13 protein-coding genes are annotated in these 16,549 nt (G+C 40.3%); 4 read left to right on the top strand and 9 right to left on the bottom strand.

The window, feature by feature from the left end; all coding sequences use genetic code 11:
* Positions 1 to 1,929 precede the first annotated feature (1,929 nt).
* The 3 genes from BM107_RS07395 to BM107_RS07385 are packed head-to-tail and all read right to left on the bottom strand — an operon-like array spanning position 1,930 to position 6,758.
* Positions 1,930 to 4,377: a TonB dependent receptor gene (locus BM107_RS07395; RefSeq protein ID WP_090981807.1), complete on the bottom strand. Its 2,448-nt coding sequence runs from the start codon at positions 4,375 to 4,377 to the stop codon at positions 1,930 to 1,932.
* 36 nt (positions 4,378 to 4,413) lie between these two features.
* Positions 4,414 to 6,336, bottom strand: a complete 1,923-nt coding sequence (locus BM107_RS07390; protein ID WP_090981804.1) for a M56 family metallopeptidase — start codon at positions 6,334 to 6,336, stop codon at positions 4,414 to 4,416.
* A 32-nt stretch (positions 6,337 to 6,368) separates the two neighbouring features.
* The gene (locus BM107_RS07385) at positions 6,369 to 6,758 is read right to left on the bottom strand and encodes a BlaI/MecI/CopY family transcriptional regulator (protein ID WP_090981802.1); all 390 of its coding nucleotides are present in this window, start codon (positions 6,756 to 6,758) and stop codon (positions 6,369 to 6,371) included.
* A gap of 276 nt (positions 6,759 to 7,034) precedes the next feature.
* Between BM107_RS07385 and BM107_RS07380 the strand changes: the two genes are divergently transcribed.
* The 3 genes from BM107_RS07380 to BM107_RS07370 are packed head-to-tail and all read left to right on the top strand — an operon-like array spanning position 7,035 to position 8,936.
* Positions 7,035 to 7,685, top strand: a complete 651-nt coding sequence (locus BM107_RS07380; RefSeq protein ID WP_090981800.1) for a FadR/GntR family transcriptional regulator — start codon at positions 7,035 to 7,037, stop codon at positions 7,683 to 7,685.
* 4 nt (positions 7,686 to 7,689) lie between these two features.
* Positions 7,690 to 8,523 (top strand): sulfite exporter TauE/SafE family protein, encoded by an 834-nt coding sequence (locus BM107_RS07375; RefSeq protein ID WP_090981798.1) that lies wholly within the window; start codon positions 7,690 to 7,692, stop codon positions 8,521 to 8,523.
* An 11-nt stretch (positions 8,524 to 8,534) separates the two neighbouring features.
* A complete protein-coding gene (locus BM107_RS07370; RefSeq protein WP_090981796.1) occupies positions 8,535 to 8,936 on the top strand; it encodes a DUF1634 domain-containing protein in 402 nt (133 codons plus the stop codon).
* Positions 8,937 to 9,106: 170 nt separating this feature from the next.
* On the opposite strand, the gene BM107_RS07365 is transcribed toward BM107_RS07370, so the two are convergent.
* Positions 9,107 to 9,961 (bottom strand): NAD(P)-dependent oxidoreductase, encoded by an 855-nt coding sequence (locus BM107_RS07365; RefSeq protein ID WP_090981794.1) that lies wholly within the window; start codon positions 9,959 to 9,961, stop codon positions 9,107 to 9,109.
* 158 nt (positions 9,962 to 10,119) lie between these two features.
* Between BM107_RS07365 and BM107_RS07360 the strand changes: the two genes are divergently transcribed.
* Complete coding sequence (locus BM107_RS07360) at positions 10,120 to 11,223, top strand: DNA alkylation repair protein (RefSeq protein ID WP_090981792.1); 1,104 nt, start codon at positions 10,120 to 10,122, stop codon at positions 11,221 to 11,223.
* Here the strand turns inward: BM107_RS07360 and BM107_RS07355 are convergent.
* From BM107_RS07355 to BM107_RS07335, 5 genes are all read right to left on the bottom strand, one after another.
* Positions 11,212 to 11,724, bottom strand: a complete 513-nt coding sequence (locus BM107_RS07355) for an NUDIX hydrolase (protein WP_244278756.1) — start codon at positions 11,722 to 11,724, stop codon at positions 11,212 to 11,214. The genes BM107_RS07360 and BM107_RS07355 overlap by 12 nt on opposite strands.
* A gap of 130 nt (positions 11,725 to 11,854) precedes the next feature.
* The gene (locus BM107_RS07350) at positions 11,855 to 12,046 is read right to left on the bottom strand and encodes a hypothetical protein (RefSeq protein WP_090499394.1); all 192 of its coding nucleotides are present in this window, start codon (positions 12,044 to 12,046) and stop codon (positions 11,855 to 11,857) included.
* 70 nt (positions 12,047 to 12,116) lie between these two features.
* Positions 12,117 to 14,201, bottom strand: a complete 2,085-nt coding sequence (locus BM107_RS07345; protein ID WP_090981838.1) for a glycoside hydrolase domain-containing protein — start codon at positions 14,199 to 14,201, stop codon at positions 12,117 to 12,119.
* Positions 14,202 to 15,124: 923 nt separating this feature from the next.
* A complete protein-coding gene (locus BM107_RS07340; RefSeq protein ID WP_244278755.1) occupies positions 15,125 to 15,634 on the bottom strand; it encodes a DUF2911 domain-containing protein in 510 nt (169 codons plus the stop codon).
* Between the two features lie 279 nt (positions 15,635 to 15,913).
* Positions 15,914 to 16,537 carry a class I SAM-dependent methyltransferase gene (locus BM107_RS07335; RefSeq protein WP_090981788.1) on the bottom strand — a complete coding sequence of 208 codons (624 nt, stop codon included), beginning with the start codon at positions 16,535 to 16,537 and terminating at the stop codon, positions 15,914 to 15,916.
* Positions 16,538 to 16,549: the final 12 nt, after the last annotated feature.

Here is a 16,549-nt window from a genome sequence, read left to right as displayed (position 1 = left end):
GCTTTGCGAAGCAAATCTTTCAATTAAAGATTCTTCGTACCTACCATTGACGTTATTTTGTAATTACCTATTAATGAGCAGAATGCGGCATCATGCATTTCCGTATAGCTAGGCCATAGCACCGTATCACCGTTCTACTTAAAACCGGCCTAATAAATTTTTCGGACTGCACTGTTCTAGCCATAACACTGGCTTTGAAAGAAAAATTTTCAGCCGGCATTTTTTGTTACTTTTGATGCCAAAAAGTAAGAGCCCTTCGGCGGCGGTGAGCCGAGGCAAGAATTGTGCGAAGGAAAAAACGTCAATCATATTGATTTTTATATCATAAATTATCCCTCAGGATGACAGAGAATAATAACGGAAGCCTTAAATATCATTTCCTAACCACCCCCGCCCCTCCTAAATCAGGAGGGGAGTTCCCCTCATGGTTTCACAATGATCAATACACGAATATTGTTTCCGCACCATGCGATCTGCGCCCTGCTATCCGGCCTCGCAGATTTTCGCTCAACATTGGTTCTTTGGGCACTTTGCCAACAACCTTTCACCACCCCACAACTTTAACCCAAGTACGCCCGTCAATCCCAAGGGCCAGCTGAATCAAAAAAACAGTTGCAGATCAGCACAACCAGCACTACCAAACCTCAAACGCAGTGAGTTTTGTGCTTTATGTTTGCAAAAGCTTTCACTAACCACTAACGAACAAAACAAAGTGCCGCTGTTTTTTTGATGCGCATCGGCTTGCGCAAAAGGCCCATTGCTGGATTGACGAAGCATTTTTGCATACTTTTGATGCCTCAAAAGTTTGATGCCACGCGGCATAGAGCGAAAAACTTCACCACCTCTTCACTTCATACCACTTCCCCGCCCCCTAATAAAACTCCCTATAATACCCTTTCGGCACCTGCACCTTAAAAGGAGAAGGACTAAAAAAAATTCTATTCATAACCACCCCCGCCCCTCCTAAATCAGGAGGGGAGTTCCCCTCATAGTTTCACCATGATCATACACGAATATTGTTTCCGTACCCTGCGGTCTGCACCCCGCTAACGGCCTCGCAGATTTCCGCTGGAAAAAGCCCGGAAATCCTTGCACTCCCCCCTCATAACCCCACAGCCCAAGGCAGGATCAAAGCGAGAGCGGTGGAATAAGCCAAGGCTAAGAGCCTCGATGCTGCCGCAAATAAGATTTCCGTAGGTTTTTACAAGAAAGGATGCCAGCCTTTCAGTTATGCCTTTGTGTTTGTTGTTTTTAACGGCAGGCATGCTTTCGCTGCGCTCAGGTTTGTTACTTTTTCATCAAGGAAAAAGTAAAAGCCCCTCGGCGGCGGTGAGCCGATGCAAGCCAGAGCAAAGGAGAACAGCCTAGCGTTTGCTTTAAGATTCCCGCCTGCGCGGGAATGACGACCGTATTATAGCGAGCGTCTTAAGCCTCTATCCGCCTATCGGCACCTTTCCCCTAAAAGGGAAAGGACTAAAAAACAAATTATCGCATCCTGCAATACGCACATTGCTATATGCACAATGCTATCTCCACCCTGCTGTCCGGCCTCGCAGATTTTTTGAGTAACAATCGGCCGTCATTTCGACTGTAGCGCAGCGGAATGGAGAAATCTTTGAACCAAGTTATAGCGAGCGTCTTAAACCCCTATCCGCCTATCGCTACCTTTCCCCTGAAAGGGAAAGGACTAAAAACAAATTATCGCACCCTACAATACGCACCCTACTATCTGCACCCTGCTCCCCGGCCTCGCAGATTTCCGCCGGAAAAAGCACGGAAAGCTTTGCACTTACCCCTCATAACCCCACAGCCCAAGGCAGGATCAAAGCGAGAGCGGAATTTAACCTATTGCTTCTGCCCTTCTTTCAAAGACTGCTTCCCCGAAAGTCGGGGCAGTCTGTACTTTATAATTACGAATGATCTAAAACCTTAATTCTTCACCCTGTTCTTTTCTGCATCGGCACCAGAAGATTCATGTTTGTCCGGAGAAGAAAAGGTTTTTCCAAAACGATAACTATAGCTTAAAACAAAATTTCTGGAATCTTGCCTGTTTCTCCATCCGGCTTCTGTTGCGGCAAGATTATTAATTATCCCATTATATATCCGGGTTCTAAAAATATCATTTGCAGTTAATTTCAGGGTACTTTTTGCCGAAAGCTTTTTTTGCACTGCTGCGCCAAAATCATGCACCGAAGCCAGTAAAAACTGAACGTTTGAAAGTTTACTCTGATAGCTCATGTTCAGCTCTGCATTCCAGGTAGGACTGATTTTAAACTGAACATTAGGATTTGTTCTAAAATAACTGCCATTGGTTACCAAAAAACCAGTATAAAAATCTGTTTTCGAGGTTATTTTACCCAACTCCATATAGGCATTTAATTTCGCCCATTTCGTAATGTCGATTTCTGCATTTACCGAAACATTGGCTACCCTTGTTTTGCCTACATTGGCTGGTCGGCTATAATAGGTGCCATTTAAAATTTCGATGGTTTCATTCACTTCATCTCTCACCCAGCTGTAGCTAAATGTTGTCGTAATCTTACTTTTGTAGGTATGAGAAAGTTCGATACTTTGTGTAAAAGAGGGTTTTAAAAAAGGATTACCAACATAATAGGTAAATTTATCCAGTGGAGAAAAGAAGGAATTAAGATCCTGGTAATAAGGACGATCAATCCTTCTTCCATAATTCAACCCAAGTTCATTGCTCCCTAATGTATCAAGCTTATAAGAGAAATAAACTGTTGGGAACAAACTATTATAAGTTCTTTTAAAACTGGAATCAGGTTTGATTATATTGCCCAACTGATGCCCGTTGGAAACCGTATTTTCGTACCTTAAGCCAGCCTGGAGTGAAAACCGTTTCCCCTCCCTGCTCATGTTCAGGTAAACTGCATTGATATTCTCCTGATATAAAAAATGATTACTCTTTTCATAATCTGCACTCGTTTTTCCGTTTGCAGTATTAGCGTAATCCGCAATATTATCCGTTTTGGTATAAGCAGTTTTAACCCCTGCATCAAGCTTCCACTTATTTTCCAGTGGATGCGAATAATCCATTTTAGCCGTATAAATATCAATATCTGATGGTAGATTCCCGCTCAAAACATCCTGATATTTTAATGCTCCGCTGGGCAGGTAACTGAAATTATAATAGGCCTGATCTGTTTGGTTACGGTAAAGCAGGTAATCAGCATCAAAGGTTAATTCAGGCCCTGCCTGCTTAAATTTATGCCTGTAATTTAAATTTACACCCGCGTTTTGGTACTTAATCTGATCGATATTTTCGGCCTTGATGACCGAATCTAACTGCATGGAAGCGTTAGAAAGGTTACTGGTATTATTATTTACCTGTTTCGAAATCCTGTTCATACCGGTTAGTACCACGCCCCATGTCGTTTGTTCTGACGCATAATAATCAACACCCGTTTTCAGGTTAAAAGTGTTGCCATGCCTGCGGAAATAAGAATTTTGAGTAAAGTAGGATTTAGCACTACCATCAGCATTTTTATATTTCCGGTTCAGATCAAGATCCGTAAAACTATTATTAAGGTTATAACTCAGGTTGCCAAAAACATTAATCTTATCTTTTCGGTAATTAAAGTTAAAGCTATTATTCGAACGGCTTAATTCGCCCTGGTTTAAACTCAGATTAATCCCTCCATTAAATCCAGCAGCTTTGGTTTTCTTGGTTTTGATGTTAATTACACCGCCATTGCCGGCAGCATCGTATTTGGCCGGTGGATTGGTCATCAGTTCAATCTGATCAAGCGATGAGGAAGGCAAGGAACGCAAATAGTTCTCCAGATCCGAACCCGATAAATAAGTCGGTTTATCATCAACAAAAATAGTTACCCCGTTTTTGCCTTTTAACGAAATTACCCCGTTCTGATCTACATTTACGCCAGGCGATTTGCTTAGCACATCCAATGCCGTTGTACCTGCATTTGAAATCAAAGCATCCACATTAACAACGGTGCGGTCTATTTTTCGCTCTACAAAAGCTTTTTGTCCCGAAATGGTTACCTCTTTTAAATTGGTTGCTCCGGTTTTGATTTTGATATCCGGCAATGCAATAACGGCATGGCCTGCTGTCAGCACCAATGTATCGGTTTGGTATATGGGCGATCCGACCACCGATATTTTAATCAGATATTTTCCATAACCAAGCTGATCAAAACTGAATAGCCCATCCTTTTCGGTAAAAGTTGTTTTAATTAACGTCGAATCTTTAAGTAGAGCTACTGTAGCAAATTCTATATTTTTGCCTTCGGCATCCAATACATGGCCATAAATTCTGGATGGAGGACTTTGTGCATGGGCAAAAGTAAAGGCAATACATATCCATATGGCTAAAAAAGCCATGAGCTTGTATTTCATAAGATGTTGATTGGATTAAGCTTTTAGAGGTTGATTTTAGTTATTTTCAATCAGGAAATTATACACCAGCGAGTGTTTATCGTTTTTCAAAAACCTCTTTTTGTACTTTTGCTGAACTTCAGCATTTTGTTTCACACCATTTACAATCAGCTCGTCTATATTGAGTTTATATGAAAGTTTATTGGTGCTGCTGATAATGCCATCTTTCATCAATTCCTGATTGATTGCATCGGTATAATCATGTCCATCGCCATTAGTTACCGTTTTTGAGGCAACTGTACGCTGTGAGCTGGTTTTAATGTTACTTCTTTCGCCATAAACAGCTGGAGATTGTGGGGTTGGAGGCATAGCAGGAATAGCAGGCGTAGCAGGTATAGCAGGGACAGCAGGTATAGCTGGTACTGCATATACAACTCCGGGTACTTTTGGTGTTTTAGGTACTTTTGGTGTTCTAGGCGGGCGAGGAATCCCTGGTACCATCGCATAGCCATATGATTTATACACTTTAGCCGAATTTTTGTATTCTTTCGCATCTTCAACAGCTTGTTTGGCATCTTCAATAGCTTGTTTGGCGTCAATGATGGCCTGCTTCCTATCATTTTCGGCTACTTTAGCATCAATAACGGCTTGCTTCGCATCTTCCTGCGCCTGCCTTACATCGTTCTGCCGTATTTTTTCATCCGCTTGCCTGGCTTCTTCATCAGCAAGTCTGGCCTTTTTATCTTCTTTAGTTTCTGGCAGCTGCTGTTTTTCATTCATCCTTTTTAGCTCATTGTCTACCTTTGCATTGATCTCCTTTTCCATTTGGTCTGCAGATTTTCCTTCTGCAGCCTTTGCTTTTTTCCTGGTTGTATCCTGTAGGGTTACAATTGTAGTGGATGTTTCTTTTCTGGTAACTGTTTTTGCATGGCCAACGCTTTTAAAAGCGGCAGTACAAACCACTACCGATACCAGGGCGATGGTTAATATCGTTTTTTCCATTTTGTTTAAAGTTGAATTGGTATTGAATAACATCCTGCTTGCTCTTTGCAGCAGGTTACCTTTAGTCCCGCTCATGGCCATGGCGTAAGCAGGTGCACGCTGCTTAAACTCCTGACACACAATAAGGGCCTGAACATAATTTTTGCGATCGTTTACACAGGCGATGGCCAAATCATCGCAGCAATGCTCGCGTTCTGTTTTTATTAATTGCGATACCCAAAGTACCGCTGGGTTAAAGAAAAATATAATTTCGATGAAGCTTTGCAATATATTCACCAGGTAATCTTTCCGTTTAATGTGGGCCAGTTCATGAGAGAGAATGGCTTCTACTTCGGCATTGGATAAACCATTGATCAACCCCAAAGGAATGAGGATTAGAGGTTTAAAGTGCCCCACTACCAAGGGTACCTGCGCAATACCCGATTGCATTAGCTTAACCTGTTGTGTTAAGCCTAGTTTTTGGGCGAGTTCATTTATTTTTTCATCCCATTTTTTACCCGCCGCATAGATTTTATAATTACGCAAATGATAAACACCGTTTAAGCCCACCATTAACCGGATACTTTTTCCGCAGATGATCAGGAACCAAACCAATACGATCTGATAGGCATAAGCATTCCACAAAGAGAAGATGCGATTGATTCCTGAGTACATGTCGTGCTGTACTTCTGTAACGGCTTGCTGATCTGCAATTACCCTGGGCAAGTTAATTCCAACCTGATGAGCAGCCTTCGATTGAGTATGATTAACCGGCTGCTGAAGCTGCTGATAAAAAGTGTAACCTATTGCCACAACAAACAAACCTAAACATAAGGTAAGCAAGTTATAACGCCACGTAGCACTTGCCTTGCGGGAGGTAAACATGACCAAACCAGCTAACAAAGCTAAAATTACACCAAGCCACAAAGAGTGGAACAAGGTAGCACCCAGGGCATGAAGCCAGTTTTCGGGTAAAAGATTGATTAATTTAAATTCCATTATGGTGGTTCTGTAGCTTTTGATCTGGTTAATTATTCCATGCTATCCAATAGCCGCTTAATCTCTTCTATTTCCTTTTTTGATGTTTTCTCATTGCCCAAAAGCTGCATCATCAATTTCGATGCAGAACCTTTATACAGGGTGTTTACGAAACGGTTCAATAACTGATCTTTTGTTTTTTCCTCCGCTTCAACCGGAATATAAATGTGTTTCATTTGGCTTTCATCACGCTTTAAAATTCCTTTTTCAGCTAAAATTTGCATCTGTTTCAAGGTAGAGGTATAATTTACCTCTCTAAGTTCATTCAGCTTATCGTTTACAAACCGAACGGTCGAAGGTCCAAATTCCCATAACACCTGAAGAATTTCCAGTTCAGCTTTGGTTGGTTCGGGCAGATTATTTTCAGCTTGATTACTTTTCATATTTTAAAGGTACGACAAATTTCGTACGATACAAATATTAGGTATATTATTTTTTAAAAATTTATTTAAGTAATTGTTTTTAAGATAATTAAGTCAATACAGTTTTTTATTAAGGCATCACAAGCTTTTTTTCCTGGATCTGTTTAGTGTAAACATCAACTTTGAGGTATTTAAGAAGAGCATACTAGCGGGCTAAAAATAAAATGATCTAATCCAGACACAAAACATCTGATGTTTAAATTAAACATCGTATGTTTGCATTGTTGATTTCATATTATGGAAAAAGAAAGCAGACTTTTTGAACAGGTGTCTACCAAAATCAGGAAAGACATTAAAGAAGGTAAATTTAAAGTAGGAGAAAAAATTCCTTCTGAGCCAGCCTTAATGGAACTATATGGTGTAGGCCGCTCTACAATCCGGGAAGCTATAAAATCGCTCACCTTATCAGGAATACTCACGGTACAACAGGGTTTTGGAACAAAAGTGAATGCTACCCCTTCAGAGCCTATTGAGCAGCGTTTGCGAAGTGCTGATTTTAAAGAAATCAATCAGGTCAGGGCCTTGCTCGAGCAGGAAATTGTTCGTTTGGCCAGTAAAAACCGTACGGAATCAGACCTGAAATCCATTAGCGAAGCACTTGAAAAAAGAAAATCTGCCATTGAAAAAGAATCGAGAACTGACTGTGCCAATGCTGATATCGCATTCCATCTGGCTATTGCCCGCGCTTCTGGCAACCATGTACTGAGCGATCTTTATGAAAGCTTCACGGTGGTCATCCGCGATTTTTTTGCTAAACGTGCATCTGCCGGCATCGCTCATTTTGCCATGAGCCATCACCTGCATGAGGCATTGTTTGATGCCATAAATGCTGGCAACCCGGAGGCGGCCCTTTCCATAACCACTACCATTTTGAACAATAACCATTAATATCATGACCATTTTAACTTTTACCATGATCTTACTCCTCGGCGCTTACCTGGCCGGTCTGATTGGATCGCTAACAGGCCTCGGCGGGGGTGTAGTCGTAATCCCCTTACTTACCCTTGTTTTTCATGTTGATATCCGATATGCCATCGGAGCAGCATTACTCGCTTCTATCGCCAATTCATCTGGTGCCGCAAGTGCATATATAAAAGAAGGGATTACCAACATCCGCCTGGGGATGTTTCTGGAAATTGCAACTACCCTAGGTGCAGTACTTGGTGCAGTAATTGCTATTTATACACCTACCAATACCATCGCCATCCTTTTCGGCTGTGTTTTGCTCTTCTCTGCCGCAATGACCTTAAGAAAAAAGAATCAGGAGGCTTTAACAGAAGGCAGCAAACTTTCTGCCGTATTAAAACTCAATAGCAGCTATCCTACGCCAACCGGCCCGGTTAGTTATAAGCTTAAAAATGTTGGCGCCGGCTTTTCCATCATGACGGTAGCAGGCGTAATGTCCGGTTTGCTGGGGATTGGCTCGGGCGCATTAAAGGTATTGGCCATGGATACAGCCATGAAAATTCCCTTTAAGGTAAGTACCACCACCAGCAATTTTATGATCGGGGTTACCGCCGCAGCCAGTGCTGTAGTTTACCTGCAGCGCGGTTACATGGACCCGGGAATCGCATTCCCTGTAGTGCTTGGCGTATTGGGCGGGGCTTTTACAGGCGCTAAATTATTAACCAGAATCAACCCATCCACCTTAAGGATTATTTTCTGTATTGCCATCACTTTCGTTGCACTGGAAATGATTTATAACGGCTATCATCACAAATTTTAAGTTAAAATAAAATGAAAAATATGATCTCAACCCATCTTATACAAGACCGCGATGTAGAAAAAATTGTAGGCAAGCTATTAAGATTTGGCGTAATTACTGCCAGCCTGGTGGTGTTATTGGGCGGCCTGCTTTTTTTGGTACAGCACGGAGCGCAAAGCCGGCCCGATTACCATATTTTTAAAGGTGAAGAAACCGACTTTATCACCTTTGATGGTATTTTTAAAGGACTTTTTACTTTTAAACCAATGGCTATTATCCAGTTTGGTGTATTACTTTTAATCATCACACCAATTTTGCGAATCATATTCTCGCTGTTCGCTTTTATATTGGAAAAAGATAAACTCTACGTTGTGATTACTTTAATTGTATTGGCCATTATATGGGGAAGTACTTTTGGAGGTTTAAAGATCTAGTCGCCCCATTTTTATACGATATACATGAAACTTATAAAGAGATCCATTGAAATTAATCGGATTATTCCCTTTATGAATAAACAAGTCATATAAAACGTGTAAGCTGATTAACAGGTATACCATAGGAAATCATCAAAATCTCCTATGATTATTATTTTCAAAATATTGCTTTACTCCTTAATGTGTTTGATCACTGCAATCAGATCTTCCTCTCCAAATTTGGCGGTAGCGGCCTCAAAAGTATTTAAGGCGGTTTGGGCCAGTGGCGATTCCAAACCAATGTCTTTAGCTAAATTTAAATCTTTTACAATATGTTTAAGGGCGAATGCAGCTTTATAATTATCAGCAATAATAGCATCTCCTTTAATTTTGGTAAAGGTGTTAGCTATAGCGCCGTTATTGAGCAAATTAAGCAGATCTCCTGTTTTAATTCCCTGTTGATTGGCAAAAAGCACCGTTTCGGCCAAACCCTGTGTATATAATGCTAACAGCGAGTTAATGGCTAATTTTGCAACATTCCCGGCACCGGTGTCACCTAAGTACATCGCCATTTTTCCCATTTTTTCTAAAATTGGTTTTACCTCGTTAAAAGCAGCTTCATCACCACCAACCATAATCACCAACTGGCCTGTTTCAGCCTGTTTTACACTACCGGAAACTGGTGCATCCAAATATTGTCCACCTTTTTCCTTGCATAATTCCGCCATGTTTTTTGAAATGGCTGGAGAAACCGTACTCATGTTGATAATCATTTTACCTGAAATACCGGCACCGAAAAGACCATTTTTATCATTAAAAATCTGATCAACGGCAGCATCATCAGAAACCATAATGATTACTACATCAGTAGTTGCGATCAACGCTTTAGGTGTTTCAGCAATTGATGCACCCATTTCTTTCAACGAGGCTTCCTTGCCTTTGCTCCTATTGTAAATCGTAACTGCATACCCTGCTTTTATCAGTTGTTCTGCCATCGGGATTCCCATATTTCCCAATCCGATCCAGCCTATTTTTGTTGTATTCATTCCTTCATTTTTAGATAAGCAAATGTGCCAAAGAAAAATCTTAATTCTTTATTATAATGTGAAAATGATAGCACAAAATAAATATTTTGAATGAGCCATCCTGCACTACTAACATTTTTAGTAAATTAGCGCTGTATTAAAAACATTTTTTAGCATATATGGCCAGCCCGCTCAAAGATTTATATTCACTTGCTTTTTATGAGAGATTAACCCATGCGTTGACTGTAACTATATCAGGCTTCGACAAAGAACTATTCATCAAAAAGATCTTTACACCCGAATTTGAATCTAAAGAACTAAAAGAGCGAATGAAACACACTACTGCAGTGTTACACGATTTTTTACCTGAAGATTATCCTCAAACGATCATACTCATTAAAAAAATAATTGAACAATTAAGGATACAGGGGATTGGAGAGGATAGACTGGCCTACATGTTTTTACCTGATTATATTGAAACCTATGGCATTGATGATTTTGAAACTTCGGTTAAAGCGCTCGAATTTGTAACCCAATTTGTGAGTTGTGAATTTGCCGTTCGCCCATTTATCCTAAAATACCAGAATAAGATGATTTTGAGAATGCATAAATGGTCGCTGCATGAAAACCATAAGGTGAGAAGGCTTGCCAGCGAGGGCAGTCGTCCAAGATTACCCTGGGCTATGGGCATTCCCTTTTTAAAAAAAGACCCTTCATCCATTTTACCGATACTGGAAAATCTTAAAACAGATCCGTCACCATATGTACGGCGGAGCGTTGCCAACAACTTAAATGATATTGCAAAAGATCATCCTCATGTGGTTTTAAATATGGCTAAAAACTGGTCCGGTTTAGGTGCCGAAACGGATGCAATTATTAAACATGGCAGCCGTACATTGCTTAAACAGGGGCATACTGATATCCTCAAATATTATGGATTGGATGATGCCGGGATTTTATTAAAAGACTTCAAAATCCTAACTCCGCAGATCAGTATTGGAGAAAGTCTGGAGTTTTCTTTTTCTATTTTTAACAGCAATCCTGCTGAGCAAAAAGTGAGACTGGAATACGCCATTTACTATAAAAAGCAAAATGGACAAAATACTAAAAAGGTATACAAAATTTCAGAAAGGACGTATCCTGCAGGTGCCGCAATAAACATCATCAGAAAACAAAAGTTTGTGCTGATTACCACACGTAAATTTCATTTGGGCGACCACCAGATCTCGATCATTATTAACGGTGCTGAAAAAGACATTTTAAATTTTGACTTAACAGTCTAATTTTGATTTCAATTCGTCAAGCAAAGCAATCTGCTTTTCGTTAATATGTGTAATGGCATCGCTATAACCGAACCACCCAGCCCGGTCTATTTCGGCAAAACTTTTCCTCTTGCCAGACCTTGGCGGCCATTCTATTTCGAAGGTGTTGCTGACAATGGTTGAGGGGTCAAGGTCGCCTTCAAACGCCCAGCACCAAACTTTTTTACCTCCTTTTTGCATAACAGGTCTTAATTCGATGAAATTTCCAGTCAAACTTTGACCTGTTTCCTCTTTAAATTCGCGGATTGCTGCGGTTAAAGCATTCTCTCCTTCATTTAATTCTCCTTTGGGCACAGTCCAAAATCCAAGATCTTTTTTGGCGAAGAATGGTCCACCGGGATGAACCAGAAAAAATTCTATCTGCCAATCTTTTCTCCTAAAAAGTAGTATTCCTGCGCTTTGTATCATTAATTTAAGATAGAAATTTGGAATAGAGGATGAACCTGCTATTGTATTTTTCATTAAAGATCCTGAAATAAATTCAGGATGACGATAGCTTCTTGGATAAATTTGATTCCATAAAAAAGCAGCTGACCTTTTTAAGTCTGCTGCCCTATATCATCTGTTATGTGTAGTTTTTTGGGAAGCGTTTTTACAACAATCCGTAAAGGCCATGTGCATAATTCCTTAAAGAGGATGATACTGTCTTCATTTTATCCGGCGATGGGCCTTTTACTTTATAAGCTTCCGGATGAAGTTCTAAAGGTTGTTCATTCACTTGTTCTAATGTGTTTCTATTGCTTAATGTAGCATGTTGTTCTTCGCTTAATTTTAAAGGTGCCATGATCTTGAATTTATACTAGAACAACAGCAATAATGGGATTTAGTTTGCCATATTTTGTTAATTTTTGAAATTATTTCATGAGATCCGAAATCCAGTTTTCGGTATCAGAAATTTTAACCGGAACGGCTGAGGCCACTATTTTTAACCGCCCTCCTTTATTGATGTCCTCCTGTGTAATATAGTTCTTTTTGAAAGGCTTTCCATTGAGGAAAACCGCTTTAATATATTTGTTTTTTGCGTCAAAATTTTCTGTTTCAATAGTAAAAGTTTTCCCTTCTGGCAGTTTGTAAGTTAGCAATGGAAATAAGGGTACGTTTAAATAATACACCGGCCAGCCTACGCAGGCCGGAGAAAAACCACTTGCTGCAAACACGTACCAGGCGCTCATCGCTCCGGCATCGTCGTCCATGGTGCGCAGATAGGCATTTGGCTGGTTTCTGTAAATTTTGCCGATGTAACTTCCAATTCCACGGCTATTGTCATTAAAGTAATTCTGGATAACGGTATCAGCCGCCAGTTGGTGCATCCAATATTGCGATTTATAACCAGACTTAGTCACATTATACATCAACGGAACCTGTAAATCCGGTTCATTGGCATGATTGTATAAATCGCAGGCAAAAAATTCATCAAGTTTCGCCAGATAAGATTCCTCCCCTCCATCTAGTTCGATCAATCCTTTGAAATCATAAGGTACAAACCATCTATATTGCCAGATGGTACCCTGATATAAACCACGGGCCTGCATCCGGTCCACATCATTTTTGGTCATATCCTTAAAATCCTTATTCCAATATTTTTTGTATTCCAGCGCCTTGTTAAGATAAAAATCAGATTTTTCCTTATTCTTTAAAATCTTAAAGATTTCTGCAAGTGCCCAGTTATCATAACTTGACTCTAAAGCTTTATCCGGCGACCTGTAATCCAAACCATTAACCTCTTTCACCAGTGAATCAGCTATTTTCCCAAAATCAACCGGATACCCTTTACGGTAAGCATCAAGCAAAACCACAATGGCATGTTCAGACCGCACGGTGTTTGAAGGCTCATGCTGTCCGGCGTAATCCTTTTTACCCGAGTTATACAGATCTGCAATAGAACTTACCATTCCCGCATACCGATCCTGCGCAATTATCGAAAGCAAAGGTAACTGCGTACGATAATTGTCCCAAATGGCCCAACCGTTGTAGCGGATCTCTTTATCTTTCTTAATTTCACCCTTTGTATTGCGGTATGCACCATCAGCTTCAGATATGACATATGGCGATTGCATGGTACGGTACAAAAGTGAATAAAAAAGCTTAGCGCTCTCCAGATCGCCGTTTACAGCGATTTTAGAGAGATTTGCATTCCAATCGGCTTTGCTTTGTTCTTTTACAGTATCGAATGAATTTTTATTGATAGAGGATTTTGCTGCTTCAACACTAACGGCAGAAAGAGCGATATTGATTCCTGTTGAAGTTAACTCTCCTTTGAGCATGGCTATCATTTTATGATCATCGACTACTTTCCATGATACGTTATCTCCGATCTCCATATAGTAAAACAACTTGTATTTACCTACACCACAAGTTGTTTTCGAAGTAATCCATCCGCTTACGGTATTGGCGTTTACTTCGTGCGCTTCATCTACAAAAGCACCGTTAAAAGCATAAGCCAGGTCGATATAAAACCCTTTTGCTCCTTTCGGAAATTGATAGGCATGTTTACCTGCTTTACCCAATACGGTAAAACTGGCTTTAATTTTATTTTCAAAACCAACTTCATAATAACCTGGACTCGCTTTTTCAGAAACCTTAATCAACTCAGACGCCGTCGGATCACTACCTAAAAATGGTTTGATAAAGATATTGCCACCCGAACCCTGACAGCCCACTCCTTCAAAACGATTGTGGGTAAAGCCTTCAAATTTCCTGGCCAGGTATTCGTAACCGGTATGCGTTTTAGGGTAAGTCTGCGGGCCTATACTCAACATACTGAAAGGCGCGGAGGCGGCCGGCGACATCTGTCCGTGATCGCCAGAAGACCCTAGAAAAACATTCACCTGATCAACAGGTTTTGCAGTTTTTATGGAAAAAAATTGCGCTTTTTGTTGTGCTAAAACGTTTAACGAAAGAAGCGGCAATAAGAACAATAGTTTAAAGGAAAACTTCATTATTTGTGTGTATTTTAATATCTGCCTAAAATAGTATTTTAACATGAAGTAGATATTATGTTTTAGGTTCTTTACAAAAAGGGAGAAAGGGTAAGTATAGTTTACTGAACAATAAATATATGATGATTTGGAGCGCAATGCCTGTGCACGGCAAGAAGTTTCTTCCCGTTTTCCGCTTTTACGCTTCGCTGCCTCGTACCTCGTTGCTGCAGGGTATCGCTGCAACCGGGGCTATATGGCTATAACAGCATTCCATTTTTTAGGTTGCAATATGTACAAACCTTTGTTCGTAAACCCGATAGAAATGTAAAGCCCGGAGCGCAGCGAGGACTTGAAATGAATAGCGGGACTATCAGCCTCCAAGCACCACAGGCCACTCATTTCCGAACTCAAATATGTTATTGAGTATTTATTGCTTGTATAGATAATCTATCTATTGGTCTGTGCAGACACAGACCAGGGAATAAAAACACTAAATTTCTTCCCATTTTCCGTTTATACGCTCTACTGCCTCGTACCTCGTTGCTGCAGGTAAACGCTTCAACCGGGGCTATATGACTATAACAGCCTTTCATTTGTTGGGTTGCGGAGTGCACAAACCTCTGTTCGTAAACCCGATAGAAATGTAAAGCCCGGAGCGCAGCGAGGACTTGAAATGAATAGCGGGACTATCAGCCTCCAAGCACTACAGGCCACTCATTTCCTAATCCTAAACACAAATATCATTTAAAGCACAAGCCCCTACACGACCAGAAATTCCTTTTCCTGAACTCGATTTACAGCGAACACGACGTGCAACGGAGTAAGCGCAAAGTGGCCTGTTAACCTCCAAGCATTGCTATACGTTCATTTTCCCGAAAAAAAGGACAAAAAAAAGCCGTCCCAAGTATTAAACTGGAACGGCTTTCAAGAATTTGATCTAATTATTTAATGGTTACCGGAACAGAAATTTTATCCCATTCTAAAGCAAAACCGCTTTTGGTAATTTTATAAACCAAACGTTCTTGTGTTGCTTTTAATGCTTTGGTTTTAACATCAACACGTAAAGCATCTTTAGCTTCTTCGTATTTGTAAGCTCCCCATTGTTTTGGTTCCTTATTGAAAATAGCTGTCCAGGTTCCGCTTTCTCTAGGGATTAAAAAGAAACTGTATTTTCCTGCTGCCAAAGGTTTACCTTCAACCATAATATCTTTATCAGTTTCGAAAGTGGTCGCTTCATTTGCACCAGCTCGCCATACTTTATCAAAGGCTTCTAAACCGCCCCAGATTTTACGCCCTTTTACCGCCGGACTGCTGTAGTTAATCGTAATGGTTGCACCTTTAACTTTTCCTGTTGCAGTTGCCGCCGGACTTGGTTTAGGCTGCGCATCTTGTGCCATTGCACTTACTGAAATGGTAATTGCCGTAAACAGCAATGTGATTGATTTAATCATCGTTTTCATAGTATTATATTATCTGTTTCTGTTGTTTTATTTTACGAATTTATGGCTTTAACACGATAAAACAATACCCTTTAATAAATTGATACGGGAATGACGGTAAAGGTCAGGTATCTATGGTAGCTTAATATATTGCCCACGAATTTAAGAATAGGCCTTTACGATCAATAAACAAGAATGGATATACAACTTAAAGTTAACCAGCGAGTCAGATCGACACTTATCCATTCGCTAATCCGTAGCGCCACGCCATTTCCGGATGTTGAAGGAGGTTTATTTCTTTCTTCCAACAAATCTGATTACCGAACCTAGTCCGTTATGAAACAAGCCTTCATTCAGTTCAATTTCTTTTTCTTCCAACACAATGATCTCGTAATCTTCGAAATCAGCCTTTATTTCTTCCATCGAAAACAGCATATCAATTTCTTTCGGCCCACCAACTTTTTCGTTTGCTGCAATATAATGAAGGTGTTTCTTGCTAAAAGCTTCGAAAATAACCAAACCGCCCTTGCATAGATAATGGCTTAGTGTTTTATGATAGGTCGATTTGATTGACGAAGGAAAGTGTGCATAAATCAAAGCAATGGCATCAAACTGCCCAGCTTTATAGTTAAGATCCTGTAGTTTGCCCACCTGATAATCGATGCTAACCTGATTGTGAACGGCGAGTTGAACAGCCTTGTTTTTTCCTTCAGTACTGATATCAAAGGCCGAGACTTTCCAACCCAGTTTAGCCGCAAAAACCGCATTTCGGCCTTCGCCTTCTGCCGGAAAAAGTATCGTTCCGGTATCCAAAGGTGTCAATTGTTCTTTTAAGTAATTATTCGGTTGTTCTCCATAAGCAAACTCATTGGTACTGTAGCGGTCATTCCACCTATCAACCCAGGCATCATCCATGTCGTTATTATT

Origin of the sequence: Pedobacter suwonensis (assembly GCF_900111825.1) — a bacterium.
Classification (GTDB): Bacteria; Bacteroidota; Bacteroidia; order Sphingobacteriales; family Sphingobacteriaceae; genus Pedobacter; species Pedobacter suwonensis.
Note: the sequence above shows the minus strand (reverse complement) of the source record. Positions and strands in the feature narration are given on the sequence as shown.